This window comes from Trichocoleus sp. FACHB-6, assembly GCF_014695815.1.
GTDB lineage: Bacteria > Cyanobacteriota > Cyanobacteriia > Cyanobacteriales > FACHB-T130 > Funiculus > Funiculus sociatus.
Window position 1 is genome coordinate 1 of the sequence record NZ_JACJOY010000125.1, and the last position, 17,154, is coordinate 17,154.

15 protein-coding genes and 1 pseudogene are annotated in these 17,154 nt (G+C 45.2%); 6 read left to right on the forward strand and 10 right to left on the reverse strand.

All coding sequences use genetic code 11. The features are described from left to right. Positions 1–286: 286 nt before the first annotated feature. The gene (locus tag H6F66_RS25080) at positions 287–1,162 is read left to right on the forward strand and encodes a hypothetical protein (protein ID WP_190427285.1); all 876 of its coding nucleotides are present in this window, start codon (positions 287–289) and stop codon (positions 1,160–1,162) included. An 82-nt stretch (positions 1,163–1,244) separates the two neighbouring features. On the opposite strand, the gene H6F66_RS25085 is transcribed toward H6F66_RS25080, so the two are convergent. Beyond that, positions 1,245–2,189 carry a DMT family transporter gene (locus H6F66_RS25085; protein WP_190427288.1) on the reverse strand — a complete coding sequence of 315 codons (945 nt, stop codon included), beginning with the start codon at positions 2,187–2,189 and terminating at the stop codon, positions 1,245–1,247. Between the two features lie 213 nt (positions 2,190–2,402). Here H6F66_RS25085 and H6F66_RS25090 point away from each other — a divergent pair, with 213 nt between their 5' ends. After that, positions 2,403–2,750, forward strand: a complete 348-nt coding sequence (locus H6F66_RS25090) for a hypothetical protein (RefSeq protein ID WP_190427290.1) — start codon at positions 2,403–2,405, stop codon at positions 2,748–2,750. Positions 2,751–3,277: 527 nt separating this feature from the next. Here the strand turns inward: H6F66_RS25090 and H6F66_RS25095 are convergent. Beyond that, positions 3,278–3,676: a response regulator gene (locus tag H6F66_RS25095; RefSeq protein WP_190427293.1), complete on the reverse strand. Its 399-nt coding sequence runs from the start codon at positions 3,674–3,676 to the stop codon at positions 3,278–3,280. 165 nt (positions 3,677–3,841) lie between these two features. Between H6F66_RS25095 and gyrA the strand changes: the two genes are divergently transcribed. After that, complete coding sequence (gene gyrA, locus H6F66_RS25100; protein WP_190427296.1) at positions 3,842–6,358, forward strand: DNA topoisomerase (ATP-hydrolyzing) subunit A; 2,517 nt, start codon at positions 3,842–3,844, stop codon at positions 6,356–6,358. A gap of 213 nt (positions 6,359–6,571) precedes the next feature. Here the strand turns inward: gyrA and H6F66_RS25105 are convergent, their stop codons facing one another. Together H6F66_RS25105 and H6F66_RS25110 are read right to left on the reverse strand one after the other, a co-directional pair. Continuing rightward, entirely contained in the window at positions 6,572–7,819 is a 1,248-nt protein-coding gene (locus H6F66_RS25105) for an FAD-dependent oxidoreductase (RefSeq protein ID WP_190427299.1), read from the reverse strand. 96 nt (positions 7,820–7,915) lie between these two features. Further along, positions 7,916–8,557 carry a TetR/AcrR family transcriptional regulator C-terminal domain-containing protein gene (locus H6F66_RS25110; protein ID WP_190427311.1) on the reverse strand — a complete coding sequence of 214 codons (642 nt, stop codon included), beginning with the start codon at positions 8,555–8,557 and terminating at the stop codon, positions 7,916–7,918. 305 nt (positions 8,558–8,862) lie between these two features. On the opposite strand from H6F66_RS25110, the gene H6F66_RS25115 reads away from it, so the two are divergent. Together H6F66_RS25115 and H6F66_RS25120 are read left to right on the forward strand one after the other, a co-directional pair. Then, entirely contained in the window at positions 8,863–10,161 is a 1,299-nt protein-coding gene (locus H6F66_RS25115; protein ID WP_347269426.1) for an ABC transporter ATP-binding protein, read from the forward strand. Positions 10,162–10,229: 68 nt separating this feature from the next. Then, positions 10,230–10,430 (forward strand): annotated as a pseudogene (locus tag H6F66_RS25120) (restriction endonuclease subunit R); the annotation flags it as partial. Positions 10,431–10,544: 114 nt separating this feature from the next. On the opposite strand, the gene H6F66_RS25125 reads toward H6F66_RS25120, so the two are convergent. After that, complete coding sequence (locus H6F66_RS25125; RefSeq protein ID WP_190427312.1) at positions 10,545–11,186, reverse strand: HAD-IA family hydrolase; 642 nt, start codon at positions 11,184–11,186, stop codon at positions 10,545–10,547. Positions 11,187–11,260: 74 nt separating this feature from the next. Continuing rightward, positions 11,261–12,211 carry a tRNA epoxyqueuosine(34) reductase QueG gene (gene queG / locus H6F66_RS25130; RefSeq protein WP_190427315.1) on the reverse strand — a complete coding sequence of 317 codons (951 nt, stop codon included), beginning with the start codon at positions 12,209–12,211 and terminating at the stop codon, positions 11,261–11,263. A 187-nt stretch (positions 12,212–12,398) separates the two neighbouring features. Here queG and H6F66_RS25135 point away from each other — a divergent pair, with 187 nt between their 5' ends. Continuing rightward, on the forward strand, positions 12,399–12,830 hold the full coding sequence (locus tag H6F66_RS25135; protein ID WP_190427319.1) for a ketosteroid isomerase family protein: 432 nt from the start codon (positions 12,399–12,401) through the stop codon (positions 12,828–12,830). Positions 12,831–13,032: 202 nt separating this feature from the next. On the opposite strand, the gene H6F66_RS25140 is transcribed toward H6F66_RS25135, so the two are convergent. The 4 genes from H6F66_RS25140 to H6F66_RS25155 all read right to left on the reverse strand — a co-directional run bounded on the left by H6F66_RS25140 (position 13,033) and on the right by H6F66_RS25155 (position 16,935). Beyond that, entirely contained in the window at positions 13,033–13,467 is a 435-nt protein-coding gene (locus H6F66_RS25140; protein ID WP_190427322.1) for a hypothetical protein, read from the reverse strand. Between the two features lie 253 nt (positions 13,468–13,720). Next, positions 13,721–14,149, reverse strand: coding sequence for an anti-sigma regulatory factor (locus H6F66_RS25145; RefSeq protein ID WP_190427323.1), 429 nt, complete (start codon positions 14,147–14,149; stop codon positions 13,721–13,723). Positions 14,150–14,153: 4 nt separating this feature from the next. Next, positions 14,154–15,854 carry a SpoIIE family protein phosphatase gene (locus tag H6F66_RS25150; RefSeq protein WP_190427325.1) on the reverse strand — a complete coding sequence of 567 codons (1,701 nt, stop codon included), beginning with the start codon at positions 15,852–15,854 and terminating at the stop codon, positions 14,154–14,156. A gap of 358 nt (positions 15,855–16,212) precedes the next feature. Further along, entirely contained in the window at positions 16,213–16,935 is a 723-nt protein-coding gene (locus tag H6F66_RS25155) for a response regulator transcription factor (protein ID WP_190427327.1), read from the reverse strand. Between the last annotated feature and the right edge of the window lie 219 nt (positions 16,936–17,154).

Below are 17,154 nucleotides of genomic sequence, written 5' to 3' on the forward strand. Positions count from 1 at the left end.
AATTACTGGGGTAAGCTTTACTCATAACGCTCTCTCAGTGCTGTGTACTACATATTCGCAGCTTACACTGAGTGAGCTTTTTTGCTATCTAACCGACTTTTAAAACATCCTCTTAACAGCCTTCTTACTGCAAGCTGAACAGCAAACCCACGCCACCTAATGCAATTAAAACGCCTAAAATAGCTCTGGAACTGGGTTCATTTCAGCACGAACGCTGCAAATGTAGTATATTAGTAGTATTATAAACTGATAGCTTCCGCTGGAGCTTACCAGCGACTTGACTGTTATGACAGCACATTCTTTGCACTATCGAGCAACATCCGGTATTCAGGGAGAGATTTATTATTATCCACAAGCAGATGAAACTGTTAAAGATACTATTGAAATATTTAAGGATAGAAACCATAAGATTGAAATGCTTACAACTCCTAAAGAAGGAAAGCTGCTAATTCATGCGTTGATTTTAGAAATTTTAAATCATCAAATCTTAATTAATAAAAAGTCGGATCAGCTATATAAATATTCCGAAACTGCAATATTTCATTGCTTCAATGTTATTAAGTTTATTTCTAAAGCCTATTCAGCTACTATAAACAAGCCTAGCAATATAGAATATAACGGAAAAATCCAGACTATAGTGGAATTTGCATGCGGCTTATCTTTTGAATGCAATATTGTACCTTCCATTAGTAGTTCTACGTGTAAATCTTTAAATTATCCCGTCGATAATAATCTAAATGAATACATTAAAAGATATATGCTTATTGCTCAATTTTCTGATATGCCTTTGCAACTTGGAAGTTTGTATGGGTTAGTCGAGTTTATGGCATATAGAGAAGGATTGAAAACAAAGGATTTTCTAGAAAAAATGATGGTTGAGTTTGTAGATAAGACAAGAAAAGATTTAAAAGAGCCTATAAAAACTCAACGTATACAACAGCAATATGCTCAAATTAGGTGTGTTCGCAACCTAGTAAGTCATGGTGTATGCAATAAAGGAGATACTGTAACAACTCTTAATGAGGTACTTGGCACAAAAAAAACTTCACATGAGTTTGACCGAAATAATAAAGAGCAGATGGAATTAGTTACAAAATGTTCTAATGAACTTTTGGGTATCTTGAAAAACTATATTGATAGTCAAATTTACAAAAATGTATAGAAACTTATAAGTGTATTAAGACGATCGCTCATTCACTCCTTTTTTAAGAAAGTAACGATCGCTTCCCAGCCAAACCCTTATCCTACCGGAGGCTAAATAGCAAACCCACGCCACCTAATGCAATTAAAACGCCTAAAATAGCTCTGGAACTGACCGTTTCACCCATCAAAATTACGAGCGGTAAAACAAACAAAGGGCTTGTGGAAGTGAGAGTTTGAGCAATGCCCACGGGTGCGAATTTCAGAGAAGTTTGTTGTAACCAGATGCCGAGGTAGGTGCTGAAAAAGGAAGTCAAAGCGATCGCTCCCAACACTCGCCAAGATTGTAAAACCTTGAACGTCGGGACACTTTCGGGAGCCTTCTGCTGCTTACCTTTGAGCAACAACCACAGCACCAATACCAGTACCCCAGCTCCCAAACGCACCAGGGTACTCCACAAAGGGCTGATACTCGACTGCGCCAGCGCTGCACGGGAGAGGACTGCGCCATTTGCCTGTGAGACTGCTGCAAGCATTCCCCAACTGATCCCGCGTACAGTCAGATGCGTGGTGTTGGGGGTGGAATTGGGCAAGCGTTCCGTCACCACCCAAGCAACGCCTAAAATCGTCAATAAAATACCGCACCAAGAAGCGCCGCTGAGCTTTTCTTGTAAAAAAATCATGGCAAGCAGTGCTGCTAAGGGCGGTGCTAAGGTTTCTAATATTAAGGTGCGTCTAGGTCCCAGATAGTTGATGGCGGAAAAATAAGCTGTATCTCCTACGCCAATTCCCAGTCCGCCGCTGAGTAGCAGCAATGTCAGTGCAGTTGGGTTGATTTCAGGCAGCAGCTGACCGGAATAAAGTAGGGTGAGAATCAAAAGAGCGATCGCTACTATTCCCTTAAGGAAATTTAGTTCCAGGGGTGGAATTTGCCGCCCCAAGCGACCGTAAACTACGGATGCGATCGCCCACAAAAATGCGGCACCCAGCGCCGCCAGTTCTCCTTTAAAATTTGTAATCTCAATTAAAATATTTGCTAAAAATATCATTACAGTCTCTGGCTTTGGTTAAGTTAGATGTATATTTTATCTAAAGGTAGAGAAACTACTACCAGGGTCGCACTCCTTTTGGCTGATACTTTTCTTAATTGCACATCAATAAAATTTACTTTAGTGGGATGCTAAAGATGTAACCAATGTGACCATACTATCTTCTAAGAATTGGTATGACTCACAAAGAGAGAACAGATTCAGGTGACGGCTATGAAATATACCTTTGAAATTTTAGGTGTTTCTCCCGTTTTATACTTCTTCAACCACCAACAGGAAATAATTCAAAAAGACCCCAGCATTGGGGTGGAATATTTGGGAACCCCTAAATGCACTCTTGACGCTTTTTTAGAATCAGTCGAGGTTGTTCCGCCTAAGCGAGGCTGGGATTTAGAAGAAGTTTTAAATACGGTAGTTGACTTCTGGGTGAACAATTCAGAAAATATCCAGTATTGGAACAAGCGGTTAAAGGATGCGGGAAGAGAGAATTTATTAGTTGCCAGAGTCGCTGATTTTAATTCCTTAAAGGCTGAATTTGAATCTTTGTTTGGGGAAATATAGATGAACTAAGCTGCTTTACTTTTTAAGAGGATGTTTAAATTATGTATGTAACTCTGAAATCTTAGATTTCTCCGCCAGCATCCCCATAAATTGGGGGACTTGAAGCGGTAACGTTAGAAAAAACACTTTTTAAACATCCTCGAAAGAATAATTGTAGGTTGAGTTTGTGGAAGCATCTAGGCGGAATTTCTTAGGGGGCAGACAATAAAATAGAATTTCTGCTACGGCGCTAGGTTTTTGGACTCATCCCTTAACTTACGTGGGAGCGGAGTTTCTGGCGGATAACACTTGTCGCTATTCCCTGCCAAGCCGCTTCAGCCAGAATTAAGCTGTAAGCATAAGCAAACAGCCACTACTAGCCAACGTATTCCTTTAATAATACAGATGTACTAAACTGGGTTTTACCCAGTCCAGAGGTAAAAGCAGAGATGCTAAAGTCTTTGGTCAAGCGATCGCAACCGAGTTCTCGTGGAATACTTTGGCTTTCTCTTTTGGGCAGGCGATTGCACTGCCCCTACGACTCAAGACTATTGTGGTGGCAACAATGCAATAATTTGCTCCACAAACAGTTGATGATCGACAACTGGTTTAGAAATGTAGCTATCGGCACCGCTTTGCTTAAGGAAATTTTCCCGATCGCCCTCCATAGCGTGAGCCGTAACCAGGATAATAGGCAAATTGGCCGTTTGGGGATCAGCTTTCAACATTTGGGTAATTTTTATGCCATCAACCGACTTACCTTGGTAAACACTGTGTGCCAAGGATACATCCATCAAAATAATGTCAGCTTCTCCGGACTGGGCAATTTGCATTACCTCTTCTACATTTTCGGTATGCTTAACTGCCAAACCACCTCGTTTGCTCAGAATCTTAGAAAAAACCCGAGCATTAATCGGATCGTCTTCTACAATCAGAACGGTTTTCATCGAGTTTTTCCTTTCATTGGTGCTTTTGTGCAGAGTCGTGGTCATAACTGCGTTTCCATCCTACTGTGAAAGGTTCTTTGTCACGTTGCCATTTGCTAAGCAATTTGTCATCAATCTCTAGATGCAAAAAAATTTTGTGTGTTCAGGAAATAGGAATTAAAACTCATGGCGAAACAATTGAACCTGCTGGCGACTGGACAGATCATCCCCACGCCTCTACACGCGGAGATGCAACGGTCATATCTTGAATATGCCATGAGTGTGATCGTCGGGCGTGCCTTACCCGATGTCCGCGATGGATTAAAGCCAGTTCATCGGCGTATTTTGTATGCTATGCACGAACTGGGACTGACTCCAGACCGCCCTTATCGGAAGTGTGCGAGGGTAGTGGGAGACGTTTTAGGCAAATATCACCCCCACGGCGACCAGTCGGTTTATGACGCTTTGGTGCGCCTGGTGCAAGATTTTTCCAGTCGCTATCCCCTACTAGCTGGTCATGGTAACTTTGGCTCGGTGGACAATGACCCGCCAGCTGCTATGCGCTACACAGAGACGCGACTAGCGGCGATTGGCAATGAAGCGCTTTTGAGCGAAATTGGCGAGGCAACAGTTGACTTTATTGGCAACTTTGACAACTCCCAACAGGAACCAACTGTACTGCCAGCACAGTTGCCAATTTTGTTACTCAATGGTTGCGCTGGAATTGCCGTAGGTATGGCGACTAATGTACCGCCGCACAACTTGGGTGAGGTGGTGGATGGTTTAATTGCCCTTATCGATCGCCCTGATTTATCGGACGAAAAGTTATGGGAGCTGGTTCCGGGGCCAGATTTCCCTACTGGGGGCGAAATTATTGGCACGGAGGGAATTAGAGAAGCTTACAGCACTGGGCGCGGTATTATCCCGGTGCGGGGAGTGGCGACAATTGAGGAAATGCCAGCCAGTCGCGGTCGCCGAGGGCGGACGGCGCTGGTGGTGACAGAGTTGCCTTTCCAGGTGAATAAAGCATCTTGGATTGAAAAGGTGGCGGAACTGGTCAATCATGGTCGAATCGAGGGCATTGCCGATCTGCGGGATGAGAGCGATCGCGATGGTATGCGCGTGGTGGTAGAACTGAAACGAGACACCAACCCTCAAGATGTCCTCAGTAATCTCTACAAGCAAACTGCGCTGTGTACCAACTTTGGAGCGATTTTGCTGGCGTTGGTAGACGGACAACCGCGCCAATTGACACTGCGCGAAATGTTGCACGAGTTTATCAGTTTCCGTGAACAAACCCTGACTCGGCAGTATAGTCACGAGTTAGGGGAGGCAGAAAAACGCCTCCACATTGTGCAAGGGTTGGTAGCATCTTTATCTCAGCTGGATGCTGTGATTGAAATTCTGAGAAATGCTCCTGATGGTAGCAGTGCGAAAATCTCCCTGCAAGAACGGTTGAACATCAGCGAAGTGCAATCAGATGCAATTCTGGCAATGCCAATGCGCCGCCTGACGGGGTTGGAGAGGCAAAACTTACAAGCTGAGCTTGAGCAACTTTCAGAGAGAATAGGAGTATTGCGGGTTTTACTAAGCGATCGCCATGAATTGCTGAAAGCTTTGAAGAAAGATTTGCGAACTCTCAAACGTAAATTCGCAGATGCGCGTCGCACCAAAATAGTTGTCCCTCGTAAGTCGCGGCAAACGACTGAAACTAAAGAACGAAAAACTGACAAAAAAACTACAGCCGACAACCCACAACAAACAACAGACAATACACAACCCTCAGAAGAAGTTACTCTGGAATTTACCCGCCGCGGGTATGTGCGGCGACTGTCAAAAAGTGGAAATAAATCAGCGTCTGGTAAGGGTAACGGTGGAAGTCGTCCAGATGATTTTGTGGTGCAATTAGAGCAGACTGACACTACAGCAGAATTAATAGTTCTGACTGGTGGCGGCAAAGCTTACCCGGTCAAAGTTCGCGATATTCCGCCCACAACTGGACAGTCGCGAGGCACGCCACTCATAACATTGTTGTCTAGTTCTGCTCAAGCTGCTGCTGAAACAATTGTTTCCCACTTTGTTTTACCAAAAGAGCCGGAAAACGCCGACTTAATTCTTTTGAGCAAACAGGGGAAAATTAAGCGTTTACCAATGGTAGAACTTGCTAATATTTCCGGTCGGGGCTTGACGATAATTAAATTGAAAGAAGATGATGAATTGAAGTATGTCAACCTGACTAAAAGCGGCGAACATTTAATTTTGGCAACTACTGGCGGACGCTTGCTCAAGGTGGAAGTTACTGAGGAACAGTTCCCGGCAATGGGACGAGCAACGATGGGGGTGCAAGCATCGCGGTTGCGGCGTGGTGAGCAAGTTGTCGGGTGTGTAACGCTGCGTCCTGATGATAGTGTATTGCTGGTTTCTGGGTTGGGTTACGCTAAACGCTTGCCTGAAAATACTCTGAGATTGGGAAATTTGGGCGACATTGGAACTCAGGTGATGCAGTTTACTGATAAAACTGATGTTTTGCTGGGAATGGTACCAGCTAGAAAGGGAGAGGCGGTAATACTGCTGACGAATCGAGAGCGAGTAGTGCGAAGTCCCATAGATTCAATCAGGTTTTGGGGGAAAGATGGGACAGGCGATCGCATTCTTCAACTCAACGCTGACGAAAAAATCGTCAATGTAGTTATTGGTCAGTAGCTAATGGCTAATTGTTTTCTCTTTCCATTAGAGGATGTCTGAAAAGTCATCATCAACACGCTTAGATGGTGGAGATCCCCCCCCTTGCATCCCCCTTAAAAAGGGGGACTAAGACTTGATTCTCCCCCTTTTTCTCTAGCACAGCGGCTGGAGGGGATTAAATTAACTTTTGATTCTGGGACATCCTCTTAGCTATTAGTTATTGAGCCATAACTAATTAACATGAGCAGGCAAAATCCCGAAGGCTATTAATCGCGCCGGAAGGTCGCGTAAAATCGGCAAGCGGAGGATTGCTGGCAGTTTAAATTGCCGATTCGGCTCGATCGCCGGGGCAATAATTTGCTTCTGGGCAAAAGACTGAAATGCCTGTATAGTTCGTGTCGGTAACTCGCGCCGACGCTGCACCGCCGCTAAATCGCTCAGTTTTAACTGCTCCGTCCTCAGCGGCTTACTCAGTACATTTGCCGCTACAACTGCATCTTGAATGGCGTAGTTGATACCAACTCCCCCGACAGGCGACATTACGTGAGCAGCGTCACCGATGAGCAGCAGCCCTGGACGATACCAACGCTTTAAGCGACTCGACTCGACACTGAGAAAGGCAATCTGCGACCAGTCGTGAAGATGCTGCACGCGATCGCTAAATTCTGGCACCACCTCTACAATTGCTTCGCGCAGCGCCTCCAGACCCGCAGCGCGAATCTGCTGGTAGCCGCCTTTGGGGATAACATACGCAACTTGCCAGGTGTCGGAACGGTCAAGCATAGCCACTATCTTACCGCTACCAATGCGACCCATCAGACCCTCTAGGTCTTCTGGATGACGCGGTAAGCGGAACCAGAGGACATCCATCGGGGGTGAGGTGCTGATAACTTCAAAGCCAGCCAGTTGACGCATTTTGGAGTGGCGACCGTCCGCGCCGACTGTAAGACGCGATCGCACTTCGTGCCAGCCACCGTGTCCCCGATATCGCACGCCCCGAATCTCACCATCTTCTTCAACTAGCTCCTGCACGTTTGCACCCAGCACCAGCACAAAGTTAGGGTAACGTTTTGCCTCCTCCACGATCAATTCCAAGAATCGCACCTGCGGCATTATCGTAATGTACGGGTAGGGAGTCTTGAGGCGACTGAAGTCGGCAAGCGTTAGCGAACCTGACGGGGTAATAATGCTCATTTGACGAATTTTGCTGTGAGGTAGCTGGAGCAAACGGTCAGCTAGTCCCAGTTGTTCCATAATCTCCATAGTTGAAGAGTGAAGTGTATCCCCCCGGAAGTCGCGATCAAAGTCTTTGTGCGCCTCCAGCAACATCACCCCAATCCCAAGACGCGCCAGAAGTAGCGCCAGAACAGCACCCGCAGGCCCCCCGCCTACGATGCAGCAATCTGTCTGCTGTACATCTATTACCTCGTGGGTTTTGGTTGTTTCCTGATTCTGAGTGGATGTTGTGTTGATAGTCATAAAAACAACTCCTTTTTGATTGATTGATTAATCAACAAATAGTTAGGAGTGAGGGATTAATAACTCGTAGCTTTTAACTCCTAACTCTTAACGCTCCTATTCCCCATCTCCTTTTAAAGGATTGCCTTTTTCCATGCCCCACAAAAAAACTTCAACCACCGTCGTCGCCATCGTCTGCGGGCTTAAATCCTGGGCATCAGGCTGTGGAAAAACCTCTCGCGAAAGAACGTAAGCGATCAAAGGGCCAATAAAACATCGTGCTGCTGCCCCTGGATTCATGGTTTGCAGCACACCTGCATCCATCTGCTTTTCTAGATAACGAGTTAAGAAGGCAAAACCGCGCCCAGGCCCAATGGTATTAATCATTTCAGCAACCAAAGGGCGGCGAGTTGCTTCACCTAACATCAGCTTCATCAGCGCGATCGCAGTGGGATTATCCACTATCTTGAGAAACGTGCTGGCAAAGAGGGTAAGTGTTTCCTGCGGTGGTTTGGTCATCATCTCTTCGCTGTGGGTGAGTAATTGCAGCAAAGGGATGCGTTGTTGTACTACCTGCTGGAACAGGTCGCTTTTATCCTTGAAGTAGTGGTAAATCAGTCCAGGTGAGCCAATCTGAGAGGCTTGGGCAATATCTTTGTTGGTCGCCTTCTCAAAGCCTTTGCTGGCAAAGACTTCCAAAGCACCGTCAATAATCTGCTGTCGCCGACTCTCAAAGTCTTGCTCATCCCGTGCAGGCATCGTTTAATATTGATTGACTGATTAATCAATCATAAACTAGCCGATAGCTAATAGCAAGTTTAAGCAGGATCTTTATTTTCGATTTAGATTTTATTTAGCTGTTGGGTAGGCAATGGGGGTAATACGGCTCGGATAAGCCCATAGGCTAAAGGGTTGTATCGGGCGATAGGGGTTAATAGCCTACCTCAACTGCTTAGAAGAGTGTTATACGTTACCAGTTGCCTCATCCAATCAATGTGCAACGCTGATTGTTGCGCTCCTTTGTAAGTAACCGAGAATAGATTGGTAGTGGATATTGATTTATCGTGGCAAAAGTTGTTATAGAGAACGTTTACAAAAGCTTTTCCGTTCGTAAAGGGGAAGTTGTCGCACCAGTAACGGCAGAAATGCTGACATCAGTAGATGAAGCAGACAAGTCTTCGCCCACTGGAAATACGAATGTCTTGCGACGGATTCATCTGACGGTGGAAGATGGTGAGTTTATGGTGTTGGTGGGGCCTTCTGGTTGCGGCAAAAGTACCCTGTTAAGGATTATTGCCGGACTCGAAGAGTTGACTGGCGGCAATATCTGGGTAGGCGACTCCTTGGTGAACGACTTACCGCCGAAGGAACGAGACATCGCGATGGTGTTTCAAAGCTACGCCCTCTATCCCCACATGACAGTTTATGACAACATCGCCTTTGGATTGCGACGCACAGGGAGAGGGGGAGAAGGGGAGAAAAACCCTTCACTCACTCCTAAGTCCTCTTTGCCAATTTGGGCGGAAAATCTGTTGGTGGAGATGACGCGATCGCTTCCTAAACATCTTCGCTACATACCCGAACGCGAGAAAGCGATTAATGAGCAGGTACGGACGGTTGCTCAATTGTTGCAAATTGAGCCACTCTTAAACAGGTTGCCAAAACAACTATCGGGAGGACAAAAGCAGCGAGTTGCATTGGGACGAGCGATCGCACGTAACCCCCAAGTGTTTTTGATGGACGAACCCTTATCTAACTTAGATGCTAAACTCCGGGCGGAAACTCGCGCCCAAATTGTCAAGCTTCAGCGACAACTAGGTACGACAACAATATACGTCACCCACGACCAAACTGAAGCGATGACGATGGGCGATCGCATTGCGGTGATGAATCACGGTAAAATCCAGCAAATCGCCGCACCTTTGGAAATTTACAACCATCCTGCTAACCGCTTTGTGGCGGAATTTATCGGTTCTCCCCCGATGAATTTTCTCCCAGTACAGGTGAAAGCCCCCTTGTTAATTACCCATTCTCAGTTTCGCCTCACCTTACCTGATATTTGGGCATCGACACTGCAAAAATACGACACGCGATCGCTTACTTTAGGCATCCGTCCCGAACACTTAAGTATCGGCGTTCCCGCCCCTAAAAATCTACAAGTACGAGTCGATTTGGTGGAAGCACTAGGCAACGAAACTTATTTATCTGTAACTTTGCTTGATTCACCTACCACATCTCCCTTACAAGTCCGAATCCCACCAGACAAAGAGGTGAAAATAGGCGATCGTTTGTGGTTATCCTTAACACCAGAAAAAATTCATTTCTTCGATCCACAAACTGGCATGGCAATTACCTCGCGTTAGTCATTAGTCATTAGCTCATTGCTAATGACTAATGACTAAGTTTATTACCATTAGCTATTGATTAACTTATGACAACACTAAACGCCCGCAATTTATCTCTAGACGATGTTCATCGTTTTTTAAGATTTCAAGAGCAGTACGACGGCTCATTCACGCCTTTATTATCGCTAGAAACTATGACAGAATTTGAACACCAAGAACTTGTACAAATTAGGAATGACTTTCGGCACTACCTAACAGCAGGAAAAGTTTTGGAAGGACAGGTGAAGGGATGCTCCTAAACCCAATAAACCCAATATTAGCTTTGGTTTTCGTTACCTCAACCCAACCTATTTGCTTCTACAAATTTGGTAATCTAATCCTGCGCCTTGTTTTTAAAAACCCTATTTTTTCAAGCTTTCTATAACTTCAATCAATTCGTGGGGATTGTAAATTAGAAAATCTGGATTATGCTTGGCTAACACTTCTTTGGAATTAAACCCCCAACTGACTGCGATCGCTTTCACATTACTTTTTCTAGCTGCTTCTATATCTCTAGTTTCATCTCCAACATAAATAACATCTTGTTGTTTGATGTTATGTTGTTTTAAAAAACTATTTATTACCTTGTGCTTGCCAAAAACAGTAGGAGCTGAGTAAAGAAAATCAAAAATTTCTAAAAATACATTATTTTCCAAAAATAATATCACATTATCTTGGGAATTAGAAGTAATAATTCCTAAAGTATTACCTTGAGCTTTTAGCTCTATAAGAGCTTCTTTAATTCCGGGAAATGGTTTTAGCTCTTGAATTTTATTATTTAAGCCTGCTCTAACTTTCCTCAGCAGAAAGGGTAACTTAAAGAAGGAAACGCCAGATTTGTGAATAATTTCTCTAGAACTTAAATTTCGGAATTGTTCTATATCCTCTAGAGTGGCTAGCTTATAACCAAATTCTAAGGCTAAACAATTAGTAATACTCACAATGGCATCGAACGTATCAGCAATTGTGCCATCAAAATCAAAAATAATGGCTTTTTCGGTCATCGGTTTGGGTGTATCTTAACTTGGGATAAATTTTGTTTTGTGTACCGCCCACTTCTCCACCCTATTTTATTGGTTTAGTTGCCTGAAGCTTCTAGATTTGTTCTGGCATTGCGCCGCAACATCTCTGGTTTGATCCGCCGCAGGGCTGAGGCTGGAAACCGACGATCCCATTCTTCATCAGAAATTTCAGCTAATTCTGTTAAAGTGGGAGCCACATTTTCAGGATAAGGCTGAAACTCTGTAAGGTCAGTAGGCTTAGCGAAACGCTGGTTCCAAGGGCAAACATCCTGGCAGATATCGCAACCAGCAACCCAGCCTTGTAAATGGGGCGCGATCGCATCCGGCAACTTTTGAGTTCGATTCTCAATCGTGTGGTAAGCGATGCACCGCGAAGCGTCTACCACAAAGGGCTGAGTAATTGCACCCGTAGGACAAGCATCTAGACAACGAGTACAAGTCCCACAATGTTCAGTATGAGGCAAGTCAGGCGTTAAGTCGAGGTTAGTCAAAACTTCCCCCAAAAACACCCAAGAACCGTACTCTCGCGTAATGACATTCCCATTTTTGGCAATCCAGCCAATCCCAGCCTGCTGCGCCCAGACTTTATCTTGCACTGGCCCAGTATCAGCATAGTAACGCGCCTGAATACCTTCGCCTTGTTCACAGAGCCAGTTAGCTAGTGCTTTCAACTTTTTATGCAAAACCTTGTGATAATCCCGTCCCCAACCGTAACGGGAAATTTTCGCATACTCGCTGCCTTCGGGACGCTGCTGAGGCGTGTAATAGTTGAGGGCAACACAAATAAGCGATCGCGCCTCTGGCATCACCAGGCGAATATCCTGACGCTTGGGATTCGCCATCCATTCCATATCTGCCTGATAGCCTTGTGCCAGCCACGCCTGCAATCTCTGCGCCTCTAAACCGTCTGCTGCCCCATCTACAGCCGCAATTCCCGCCTTGTGGAATCCCAACTCCAAGGCGAGTTGCTTCACCTGACTGCTGCTGACGGAAACTTTCACACTCATTTTGGATACGTTTTTAATTATCCGAATTTCATTCTAACGTCAATAAAAAACTATATAGTTTAGCTTTTCTGTACTGTTTTTCTTATAAAAATGTCTAATGAGAACATTTTGGGAAAATCCCTCTAAAAGAGCAGGTATAAACCTGCTTTTTTGTTTAATACTAATAGCGTGGTTTCTTCTTAAACTGATGACACTTGCCGACAATTTGCCCGCAACCGAATCTGTTTCTACCACTGAGTTGAAAATTGAAGGACTAAATGAGCCAGTGGTACTGCGTTACTTTGAAACGATGAACGCAAGTGAGTTTGAAGCAACAGCTGCTTTATTTGCAGAAGATGGAGCAATGAATCCTCCGTTTGAGTCGCCGATAGTGGGGCCAGATGCGATCGCATCTTACCTGAAAGCAGAAGCCCAAGGATTTACACTTTCTCCCCGTCAGGGAATTGCCGAAACTTTAGAAGACACTAATACACAAGTCCAAGTCAGCGGCAAAGTGCAAACACCTGTCTTTGGTATCAACGTCTCCTGGCTATTTATCCTTAACCCAGAACATCAAATTATTTCCGCCACCATCAAACTCTTGGCATCTCCCCAAGAACTCTTAAATCTACGCCGCTAAACGATATTGTCTCTCGTTAAGAGTCACAGACTGAGAATGCCTGCTGTGTTGGCTTCGCTAATACACTTAAATTTGAAGAGAAAGCAGGCACCTCCCAATTGGCATTCCGGGTTCGGCATTGCTGAAAAGATAATGTTTTAGGCAACGCCAGCCAGCGATTTGAATCGCTGGCTGGCGTTGCAGCGTAGGTGCAATATAGGAGTTAGGCTACTGCTGATTGTTGCCAAGAAAGCGCCAACATCTCACGCCATAACTCTAGATCCTTGGGAGCGCATACCCAATCTGGGTGACTTGTCCGCAAGAGACTTTCGAGTGTTTCTTGGTCAAAAAGGTGCCATACGGGTGCGCCATTCACAACAGACGCTACCGCAAAGCAGTTTTCGCTGATACAGTGAATGGTACAAAAACAGGTTGTCCGCTCTATCCTCATCTGCTCCTCTGGCTGCATAGCTCTAAACAGCCGAATTTTTTGCTTCCACTCATCCAGAGAGCATACATTTAAGCCAGGAATTGCTACTTTCAGAGTGCGATCGCCATTTACCGCAATCCAGTAGTAGCGTGCTGGATCGATTCCCTCCAGCCAGGGTGATTCATCATCAAGGCGGTAACGTGGAGCCAGGGGAAACAACTGTTTCATAGCGATCGCCAACGCAAGATTAAAATTTAATGTCTTAACTTTTTCAAATAGTAAATATTAATTAGATTAAATCAATTCTTCTTAGTAAAACTTGACAAACACGTTTTTTTCTTGAAACTCCTTTACAAAGCTATCCCATCCCCATTGCCAACAACCAGCTTTAAAAGTTAAGCAAATTTTAGGTCAAAAGCTTTGCTTGAGTCCCCTGTGTTTAACTGTAAGACACCCTAATTGAATATTCGTTGATACGTCCCTAAGCTTTAGTTGCCTCTGGTAAGCTTGCTTCCAGCTTCAGACAGTTGCGACCATTTACCTGTAAGCGGTATTCCACCCTGTCCATCAGTCGGTTCATAATTAACCAACCATAGCCGCTTTCCTGTTTATCATCCGGGTTGGGTGGTAGATAAGTTGATAAATCAAATCCCTGACCGTGATCCCAAATTTCTAGAGCAATATCCCGATCTTTCAGCTCCAGACGAATCAACACTGGCAGATTTGGTTGATCTCTATGAGCATGACGCACCACGTTTGAGTATGCCTCCACCAAAGCCAATCGTAAGCGATTCGATTGACGAGGCCAATCAACCGAGTCAGTCAGCTCAACTTCCAAACAGCCCAGCAGCCAGCTTTCGACAATCGTCAAAAACTTTAAGTCACTTGGTACGTGCAGCTCAGTTCTCATTTATTTAAAGAACCTCCAGAGAGAGTATAGTTTGGTCGTCTTCCTGAACGTTGTTCGTCTGTTCTCGAATCCGGGCTAATAAGTTGGTCAAATTGAAAGGCGCTGGCTCTTGCCTAAGAAGTTTCCAAAGACCATCTTGTGTCAGCATACTACCCTGGGGTTCCAAGCTCCCACCAACATCCGATTGACCCGGTTCGCTCGACTGAGTGACAGTCGCTTCGGTGATCCCGTCACTCGTCAGCAAGAATATTTCCCCTGCATTTAAAGTTACCTGTCCCTGCTTGGCTTTCCAGATTGGTAGAATCCCTAGAGGAATGCCACGAGTCTTCAGGAAATTTGGCTCAAGTGCCGAGTCCTCAAGTTGTGCTGATTGTTGCAACACTGCTTGATGCGACCATATGAGGGGATAGATGTGACCAGCATTGGCATAGACGAGAGTATGATCTGCTGGGGTATAACGAGCCAGCACCATTGTAATAAAGCAGTTAGTGCTGACTAAATCATCTGACATAATACTGTTTAAATTCCGCATTACGACATCTGGCTCCGGAGAAATTTCTTGAGCCAGTTCCCGGCGCAACACGGAAATCGCACTAGCCATAAATAACGCGGCTGGTACGCCTTTACCAGATACATCTCCTACTGCCAGCCAGATGTCGCCTTGGGGATGGAAATATACTTCAAAAAAATCACCCCCCACCTCTCTAGCTGCTACGCAACAGGCTTGTACCTTAAGACCTTCTACTTCTGGCCAGCTTTGCCGCAGTAGGTTGTTTTGGATTTGCCGTGCTACCTCTAGTTCGGCGCGCATTTGCTGAGCCTGCTGTTGCGTGCGCTGGTAGAGTTTTGCCTGAGAAATTGCCAATGCTGCTTGTTCGGCAACACCTTCAATTAGCTGCACTTCTTGGGGTTCCCACATCCCATTTTGAGTGTCCTGATAGAGGCAGAGAACTGATTGCTGCTGTTGCTGGTAGATCAGGGGTACAACTAGATGGGTGTATTGCGTTCCTTGTTCTTCGCCTTGAGCCAATTGTGTTTGGTGAGTCTCAAGGGCAGCTTCGAGGGCGGAATCAATATTAGGGAATTGACTAGCGGCGGCATTAGGATCTTGGTATGAGAAGGCTTCGCTCGTCAAGCGATCGCCTTCTACTGGTCTGAGAATACAACGGCTTGCCTCAAATGTCTGACCGATTGTATTGACAACCGTTTGCAGCATACTGTTGTAGTCCAGTGACTCCCGAATGGCAGTTGTCACCGCATTAAACAGTTCTTCTCGTCGCAAAGCACGGCGCAGTTCGTTTGTTCTTTGCTTTAGAACCTTGTAGGTTTCTGAGGCTTGTTGAACTACTGCTTTCAGGTTCTCTGGGTTCCAGGGTTTGGTGATGTATTTGAATACCTGACCTGAGTTAATTGCATCCACCAAGTCTTCAACATCGGTGTATCCGGTTAACAGGATGCGAATTGTATCAGGGAAGCGCTCAACTGTTTTGCTTAAAAATTCCGTGCCGTTCATCTGGGGCATTCGCTGGTCAGAGATAATCACAGCCATTTCCCCTTCTGCCTCCAATACTTGCAGCGCCAAGGCGGCACTGTCGGCTTTGAAGACTCGAAAATCTCGGCGGAATGTTCGATAAAGCAAATCTAGGTTGTCATGCTCATCATCAACCACCATCAGTTTGAGTTTGCTCCCTTCTGCCTGACTCATCGGCTCATACCAATTTTGGATTGTGGATTGTGGATTGTAGATTGTGGATTGGAAAAAAGGTAATTACTAACACCCCATTTTTGCTTTTCACCTCTTCCCCAGTCACCTCCTCTCCATATATCGCTTGAGGGTTAAGATTAAACATCGACAGCTTAAGGGTAATCCAAATGGTCATACTTTGTTTTAATACAGCCAACCGGAGACAACGCTAAAAGCGTTTTTACCCTGTCAGATGCCGCTGGTTGATGATTTGGTCAGAACGACAGCTGATAAAAAGTTTAAAATGCAAAATTAATAAATTAATCATCGCTTTTTAATTTTTAATTTTGCATTTCAAACTCTGATGGCTCAAGAGTGTTTATCCTACTAAACCAGAGCGCAATGCACGCACAGCTGCTTGGGTGCGGTCATCGGCACACAGCTTATTTAAGATGTTCCGGACGTGGGTTTTTACGGTTCCTACGGTGATGTATAGTTTTTCGGCGATCGCGGCATTGCTACAGCCTTCAACAATCAGTTGCAGAACTTCCAATTCCCTTTCTGTCAGCGGGTAAGCTTCTATTAGCTGAGAGTATTCTGGCTCTGTAGCATGAATTATTACCGTTTTTGATGCAGGTGCTAAATCGCCTCCTGCTTGACTGGCTCTGGTCTGCCTTAAGACAATTCGGGCGATCGCTGGATCAATCCATCCGTTGCCTTCGTGAGTCACTTGCAGCGCTTCCAGCAATTTATCAAAACTGATATTCTTCATGCAGTACGAGTCTGCACCTGCTGCGAATGCCGCCAGCACTGCTTCTTCGTCATCTTGCAAGGTCAACACCAATACTTTCGTGTTAGCTGGGTCTTCCAATGCTGCCTGCGCTTCTTTGAACGTTCTTGTTAATTCAATCCCGTCCATATCTGGCAGACCAATATCGACAATGGCGACATCTGGCTTGGTCGCTTCCAGTAACTTCAGACCTTCGGCGGCATTTGCTGCCTCGCCGACAAATTCTATTTCCCCACGCTGTTGCAGCGCTGTTCGTATCCCGACCCTGGTTAGGTCGTGGTCTTCAATTAAAGCTACGCGAATTTGGCTCATCTTTTACTTCCACACTTTCCAATTCTATGACTTTCTTAAAATAATTGAGTTTATAAACATTTTGCAGCAGTCAATTAAAGTGCATCGCTTCAGTGTTCTGATAATTTATTCCCTCCCGAGCAAATTTCAGCACTCTTGTTTACTAAGGGTAGTCTAGGTAAACATTACACTACATTAATGTCAAGGGCAGCGTTTGTTTCTGGTGACAGTTTAGGGACT

Bases quoted from the DNA above. Each gene is read 5' to 3' on its own strand.
- H6F66_RS25095 (WP_190427293.1), bottom strand. From the start codon at position 3,676: ATGAAAACCGTTCTGATTGTAGAAGACGATCCGATTAATGCTCGGGTT.
- H6F66_RS25135 (WP_190427319.1), top strand. From the start codon at position 12,399: ATGACACTTGCCGACAATTTGCCCGCAACCGAATCTGTTTCTACCACT.
- H6F66_RS25085 (WP_190427288.1), bottom strand. From the start codon at position 2,189: ATGATATTTTTAGCAAATATTTTAATTGAGATTACAAATTTTAAAGGA.
- H6F66_RS25125 (WP_190427312.1), bottom strand. From the start codon at position 11,186: ATGACCGAAAAAGCCATTATTTTTGATTTTGATGGCACAATTGCTGAT.
- H6F66_RS25110 (WP_190427311.1), bottom strand. From the start codon at position 8,557: ATGCCTGCACGGGATGAGCAAGACTTTGAGAGTCGGCGACAGCAGATT.
- H6F66_RS25105 (WP_190427299.1), bottom strand. From the start codon at position 7,819: ATGACTATCAACACAACATCCACTCAGAATCAGGAAACAACCAAAACC.
- H6F66_RS25150 (WP_190427325.1), bottom strand. From the start codon at position 15,854: ATGAGTCAGGCAGAAGGGAGCAAACTCAAACTGATGGTGGTTGATGAT.
- H6F66_RS25080 (WP_190427285.1), top strand. From the start codon at position 287: ATGACAGCACATTCTTTGCACTATCGAGCAACATCCGGTATTCAGGGA.
- H6F66_RS25145 (WP_190427323.1), bottom strand. From the start codon at position 14,149: ATGAGAACTGAGCTGCACGTACCAAGTGACTTAAAGTTTTTGACGATT.
- H6F66_RS25140 (WP_190427322.1), bottom strand. From the start codon at position 13,467: ATGAAACAGTTGTTTCCCCTGGCTCCACGTTACCGCCTTGATGATGAA.
- H6F66_RS25155 (WP_190427327.1), bottom strand. From the start codon at position 16,935: ATGAGCCAAATTCGCGTAGCTTTAATTGAAGACCACGACCTAACCAGG.
- queG (WP_190427315.1), bottom strand. From the start codon at position 12,211: ATGAGTGTGAAAGTTTCCGTCAGCAGCAGTCAGGTGAAGCAACTCGCC.
- H6F66_RS25090 (WP_190427290.1), top strand. From the start codon at position 2,403: ATGAAATATACCTTTGAAATTTTAGGTGTTTCTCCCGTTTTATACTTC.
- gyrA (WP_190427296.1), top strand. From the start codon at position 3,842: ATGGCGAAACAATTGAACCTGCTGGCGACTGGACAGATCATCCCCACG.